Here is a 5,414-nt window from a genome sequence, read left to right as displayed (position 1 = left end):
GTCACTAAAAGGACTCAGTCATCTTAGGTGAAATACCAAGTATAACAAGAAGATATCAGAAATTTACCAACACTTTTTGGCTATTATGCCCATTGCGAGGAGTCTTGTAACGATTCCGGTGGCTGGTGTACGTCCCACCACGCCTGCCCGCTGTGGCGGGGCGGACTGACGTCTTATCTCTTTCTTGCAACACGGGTCATTCTTATGCCCCGCGCGTCGGCTACTTCCCTCACTATCGAATAGCCCTCTCGCCTCAGTCCTTCTTTTCCTCAAGCATATGCCACAGCCTGTTCTCGAGCATAAAAAGTTGACCGGTCGTATCGGCCATCTTCACCATCGCAAGCAGTTCATTGGCTGAAGCCACTTCCTCTACTTGCTCTTCGACTTTCCAATCGATGAATTTCCGCGTGGCATGGTCTTTCTCGGCGATAGCTAAATCGACTATTTCATGGACCTGTCTGGTCGTGAGAATCTCCTGATGGACAAATGCCTCAATCGCCTCTTTTGCGGTCTTGTAATCGATAGTCGGCTGCTTGGGCGATCCAAGTCGGACTTGTGCGCCTTGGTCAACCAGATACTGGGCGATTTTCGCGCCATGACCGCGCTCTTCATCGCTTTGCTTAAAAAAGTATTTGGCAAAAATCCTCAATCCGAGGGTCTCAAACCAATAGGCCATGGCAAGGTACGACCAGGCATTATAAAATTCATGGTTGACCTGCTCATTGAGCCGAGCGGCAACCTTTTCCGAAATCATCATTGTGTTTTCTCCATTCTATTCATATTCATATCTATTCACTGTCACAGTCACGTTTAATCACATTCACAATTAATCTTTACACTCACTGCAACTCTGTCATATAATGCCACTTCAAATCATCTAATCCCGACTAAGGTGTAGCATAATACAAAGAAAATCAAGCCTTGAATCCGCAGCCACTTTAGCCCCGAATATTGTCTTTCCAGACCACCCAGGCGGAGAATCCATCTTCTCCAATACTCGTAGGTCAGTCCGCCGCGCCTGCCCGCTGTGGCGGGGCGGACTGACGTCTTAAATTCCGTGGTGTCGGGCGTCCTCAGCGAGGGATGCTATCCCCCGCCTGACGGTTGCGGGACGTGTCGGTCAGAGACGTCCCGCACGAAGATAAATCCTGGGTCCTCCGACAGTGCCTGCCCACTGAGGTTGGGCGGACTGGAATGACAAAATAAGTAGAACGCCTGAGAGAGAGCCCCTCACAGCGGACAGGTCTGAGAGCGTCGCGTCTCAGAAGCCGGGCCCCGCAAGAACAAGTCGTAGGGTTCTTCTTACTTTATCGTTGTGAAAAATTCATGACGGAGCTATTCCGAGTTTGTTCCGCGTTTCACGTATTGATATATTTCTTGTTTTTCAATCCAATTTCGATTTTCTTCCGTATTAATTATGAATGATACTAAGAATCCAGATACTTCTGCCGGCAGTATGGACGAGTTGCTGATTCGTCTGATCAAACTTGGTGATCAGACGGCTTTATCTTCGTTGTATGATCGCCGGGGAAGATTTGTGTACTCATTGGCCCTCAGCATCGTACAGAACGAAGCAGATGCTGAAGAGATAACAGAGGAAGTGTTTTTTAAGCTTTGGCAACAGGCAGGCTCATATGATCTCGCCCGTGGAAGTGTCCTTGCCTGGTTGACTACTATGAGCCGGCATCTGGCAATTGATCGTACCCGATCCAAACAGTACAAAGCGCGCCGCGCGGAAACTACACTTGACGACACCATACTAGACACATTGCCTGCGAATCACAATGGGAGTCCTGATAGCGACTGGTCTAACGCCGAAGCAAAAGATCAGATTGTCTCCGCATTGAATAGGCTAACGCCAGCGCATCGCGATGTTATCCGTCTTTCATATTACGATGGTTTATCTCACTCGCTGATCGCGGAACGTCTCGATACACCCCTTGGAACTGTCAAAAGCCGGATTCGCGAAGCAGTCATACAACTCCGAAAACACCTCAAAGTAGAAGCGTGAGATGAACACAAGTCACGAGGCGATTTATGAGCAGCTAGAAGCATTCGCTTTCGGCACACTCATACAAGAAGAGGCCGACAATGTCGTTTCGCATCTCAACACCGGCTGCCCCGTTTGTTCTGCCCGCCTGAAAGAAGCGACCGAGCTTTCAGTATGTCTGGCCGCATCCGTGAATCAGCATGAGCCATCCGCTGTAATAGGCGAGCGGCTGATGAAAAGAGTGTATGCGGATTCTGGCCCCATCGAAAATGCCAGCGCTCCCAAGGGACATTCTCAGTTTGGCTGGTGGGCTGCTGCGGTTGCGGCGGCGGCATCTGTTGTCCTTTTCCTCTGGGGACATTCTCTTCGAAATGATCTCTCTGCAGTGAAAACTGAGCAGGGTTCATTGCTCAGTCAAATAGACCGGTTCCAATCAGATCTTTCTTCCATTCAAAAAGAGCTTTCAACGCTAACGCAAAAACAGTCTTTCAATCTGGAGCTGGAGGGTCTTCGCGCAGAACGTGAAAAACGAGAAAGAGAGATCGAGCAATTACAAAACGACCATGCGACAAATTTGGCACAGATTTCCAAACTTGAAAGAGACCTGCATGCGTATGAGGATGCCACGGTCCTGCTCGGACAGCCGGGAATGAAGTTTGTAGATCTGAGCGGTGTTGAGCCGAATCGACAGGCGTTCGGCAAGGTCGTTATCGATCCTATTCGCGGCACGGGAGTCGTATATATGTACCAGCTTCCTCAGACACCTGAGGGCAAAGTCTATCAGGCCTGGTCGCTTCGTGACGGCAAGCCGACTTCGGTAGGACGGTTTACTGTCGCACCTGATGGAAGCGCCGTTCTCAAAATGAATTCCCTTCCTGACCCTTCTCATATCGCCTCCTTCCAGGTTACAATAGAGACAGCCGGAGGTGAGGAGCAGCCAACGGGTATGATGTATCTTACTGGGCCGGACGCCGCGCCAGATCTCAAATAATTTTTTTTTCATTCTTTCCAATCCAAGGACCTACTGCATTTCGTATCTCCTATAGGATCCCAGTCACACAGAGGTTGGCAACGCATGTGCACAAGACATTTGCAGAAAGGAGACATGTTCACCTCGCACAGACCTCACTGTGCTGAAATCTATGTATTTGATGTTTTCATCAGACGCATAAAGGTCTATATCCCGATGAAAAGTCAACCGTGAAGTAAAAAGTATCACATCTGTAAGGAGAAGAAATAATGAACAAAAAGAATTTTCTTTTATTTATGGCGCTCGGCCTCATAAGCTGGAGTTGTTCAAAGAATGAAGGACCGGTTTCATCGACCGAGAGTCAGATTAGTCCCGAAATTGAAATGAGTGAAGCCTTTGATCCAGCGTTGGAATCAGCCGTACGCTCTGAGTTTCGCGAAGGAGCCGCTTCGGTCTGGACTGGGATCACAGCTCCCACAACGATCACCGAGCCGGGATTTTACCGTGTCACCGCGGATTTTTCAGCAACGGGTGATGGAATTGTTATTATGAGCGACAATGTCTTTCTAAAATTGGGAGGACATGAGATAAGCGGTCCGGGAAACAAAATCGGAAGAGGAATTGTCCTTGATGGCGTCAAAAATGTGTGGGTGCAGGACGGCCGTGTGTCTACATTCGGAATCGGTGTCGTCTTACTCGGCAGTAGCAGGTCTGTCATACGGGGGATTAAAGTCGAAGGCGGCGATGAGTTCGCCGACCCTGCAAATGGCATCGCGCCGCAGATAGGTCTGCTCGCAATCAACAGCTACGCAAATATAATTTTCAGAAACTATTTCGATATGGTTAATCTCGGCATATTCGTCCGGGGAGCCGGTAGTTATGAAAATAGAATCTTTAATAATGCCTCTGTAGGCGGCCACAATGGCTTGCTTGGTATTTGCTACAATCCTGCGCCAAACGAGGGACCGGCGGGACCATCCTCTGATTATGTCACTCATAACTATCTCGCAAGGTTTGGCAATGGTATTCAAGCGAGCGCAGGGTCTATGAACAACATGTTCAACTTCAATGTCATAAAATACTTTAACCATGCATATGTTGATTTCAATGGCTCGAATTCATTTGAACATAATCGAACGAGGCAAATAGAGCCCTAAGGCAATCGTTTGATTGCTATGTTGCCAAAGCCCGTGATGACACTTCGTCATACGGGCTTCTTTTTTTTTGGATGTTTTGATTGCTTGCTGAAGTGGCAATCTCACGCCTGCCGCTGTGGCGGGTTCTCTTCTCTTCGTCTTGTAGCGACTCCGCCTTGGTTCGCCGCAGGTGAACGGTTCAGCGATTCTTGAGTCTCGTGAATGTGACCTCACCCAGAGATAGAGGGAAAGAAAAGATCACACCTTCCGCCACGGCGGAGTGTGGTACAAGAATTAAGGCTAACATTTCCGGTAGCGTCATTGCGATCCGCCGCGACGGACTATCCACGACGCGGCAATCTCAGCTGATGTTCCGTTGGGTCTTGCACACATCGAAAATGTGGGAGCTGAGGCTTCCGAAGTCCGCACGCGGCGGGTGACCTGACGGTTATGTGGTGCACGACAGAGACACCCGCACGAAGGGAGTGGCTCGCCTGTCGCGCATGTCAATGCTGTCAACAAAGCAGTTGTATTCTTCAATGATATAACGTATTTTTGTATTCTAATAAAGAGAGAAGCGCATCAGTAAACTTTCATGTCCCCAAAGAGGAGGTAGAGCAGAAATGGTCAATATTTCTCAGGTTATTGCGTGTCTTGACAAGTACATCGAACAGAAATGTTTGGAAAGTATCACAGCTATAGAGGGCGGGAAGATTATCGAAAAGCATGGTATTCTCAAGGATAGTATTCATCGCCCTGGCCTGCCTCTAAGAAACTTGCTCCGAGCGAAGAAGATTCCTCATGCATACCAGCTGGGTGGAAAGGGTAGTAGATGGGTAATTCCGACCTCAAAGAAGAAGTAGATTCCGCCTGTTCATCAATTGAGGTGATGTGTCTCAAATCCTTCTGAATTTCCGTCTTTTTTCTGAGGGATCTAATGAAAAACCTTGTTGGGGAATCGCATTTCGGCGACGGCAGGACATTGATTTGGCATTAGATACCTCCTTAGAAAATCGACCGCGGAGCATTCAAATAGAATTCCCCGACGGTGTTAATTATATTTTCGGAATAAGAAAAGGATTTTGGAATAAATGTCCTGAGTTTGTTGACGCTCAAGAGACCACTCGATCATATCCAGTTACAAGTTGGGCGATCGACAAGCTTGGATATACTGTCTCAAACAAGAGTGATTGCTCGATTGTAGTAGAAGTCGTGAGGTGGAATCAGCTTCTCAAGATTATAAAATTTCAATAGAGTGCCTTTGTTACTCCGAATATACGTCTGTCGCCACCACGAGCTTTTCACCAACTCCTCAGAG

General features: G+C 48.1%; 4 protein-coding genes. 3 read left to right on the top strand and 1 reads right to left on the bottom strand.

Annotated elements, in window-relative coordinates:
* Window positions 1-253 precede the first annotated feature (253 nt).
* Complete coding sequence (locus SGI97_03350) at window positions 254-757, bottom strand: ferritin (protein ID MDZ4722929.1); 504 nt, start codon at window positions 755-757, stop codon at window positions 254-256.
* 660 nt (window positions 758-1,417) lie between these two features.
* Here SGI97_03350 and SGI97_03345 point away from each other — a divergent pair.
* The 3 genes from SGI97_03345 (at window position 1,418) to SGI97_03335 (ending at window position 4,117) form a co-directional block, all read left to right on the top strand.
* Window positions 1,418-2,011: a sigma-70 family RNA polymerase sigma factor gene (locus SGI97_03345; GenBank protein MDZ4722928.1), complete on the top strand. Its 594-nt coding sequence runs from the start codon at window positions 1,418-1,420 to the stop codon at window positions 2,009-2,011.
* Between the two features lies 1 nt (window position 2,012).
* The gene (locus tag SGI97_03340; protein ID MDZ4722927.1) at window positions 2,013-2,981 is read left to right on the top strand and encodes an anti-sigma factor; all 969 of its coding nucleotides are present in this window, start codon (window positions 2,013-2,015) and stop codon (window positions 2,979-2,981) included.
* Window positions 2,982-3,229: 248 nt separating this feature from the next.
* Complete coding sequence (locus tag SGI97_03335) at window positions 3,230-4,117, top strand: hypothetical protein (GenBank protein ID MDZ4722926.1); 888 nt, start codon at window positions 3,230-3,232, stop codon at window positions 4,115-4,117.
* The last annotated feature ends 1,297 nt before the right edge of the window (window positions 4,118-5,414 follow it).

The organism is Candidatus Zixiibacteriota bacterium (genome assembly GCA_034439475.1).
Lineage (GTDB): Bacteria > Zixibacteria > MSB-5A5 > GN15 > FEB-12 > JAWXAN01.
Note: the sequence above shows the minus strand (reverse complement) of the source record. Positions and strands in the feature narration are given on the sequence as shown.